Origin of the sequence: Pseudarthrobacter sp. CCNWLW217, from assembly GCF_037203985.1 — a bacterium.
Lineage (GTDB): Bacteria > Actinomycetota > Actinomycetes > Actinomycetales > Micrococcaceae > Arthrobacter.
In genome coordinates this window covers 1-783 of sequence record NZ_JBBCBT010000052.1, presented here as the reverse complement: position 1 = coordinate 783, position 783 = coordinate 1, and the positions used below count along the sequence as shown (strand labels likewise).

Sequence of the window (783 nt, the reverse complement as noted above, 5' to 3'; positions counted from 1 at the left end):
TGTCGGGGCGGGTTGCTTTGGTGACGGGTTCGAGCCGGGGGATTGGTAATGCGCTGGCCCGGGCGTTGGCCGACGCCGGTGCCACCGTGGTGCTGAACGGGATCAATGCCGAGCGGCTCAAGGACGCGGCGGCGGCGATGGCCGCGGAGTACGCGCCGGGGCGGGTGCACAGTGTCGCGTTTGATGTCACGAAGGATAGCGAGGCGGCGCGGGGTGTGGCGTGGGTGGAGGAGAACGTGGGGCCGTTGGAGATCCTGGTGAATAATGCCGGGATCCAGCACCGGGTGCCGATGCTGGAGCTGGACGTGAAGGATTGGGAGCGGGTGATCGCCACGGACCTGACGAGCGCGTTTTTGGTGGGGAGGGAGGCCGCGAGGCACATGATCGCCCGTGGGCACGGGAAGATCATTAATATCTGTTCGGTGCAGACGGACCTGGCCCGGCCCACGATCGCCCCGTATGTGGCGGCGAAGGGCGGGTTGCGGAACCTGACCCGGGCGATGACCGCGGAGTGGGCGGGGTCCGGTTTGCAGATCAACGGGATCGCGCCGGGGTATATCCATACGGAGATGACGCAGAACCTGGTCGATGATGAGGTGTTCAATTCCTGGATCCTGGGCCGGACCCCGGCCAACAGGTGGGGCACGGTGCAGGATTTGGCCGGGCCCGCGGTGTGGCTGGCCTCGACCGGTTCGGACTTCGTGAACGGGCAGACGATCTTTATCGACGGCGGAATGACGGTGGTGGTCTGATGCCCGCGAACACAGCTCTGAACCAGCAATC

At 65.8% G+C, this 783-nt stretch carries 1 protein-coding gene; it reads left to right on the top strand.

The window, feature by feature from the left end; all coding sequences use genetic code 11:
• On the top strand, positions 1 to 752 hold a 752-nt coding region (locus V9L18_RS21990; RefSeq protein WP_337349268.1), incomplete at its 5' end, for an SDR family oxidoreductase.
• Positions 753 to 783 lie beyond the last annotated feature (31 nt).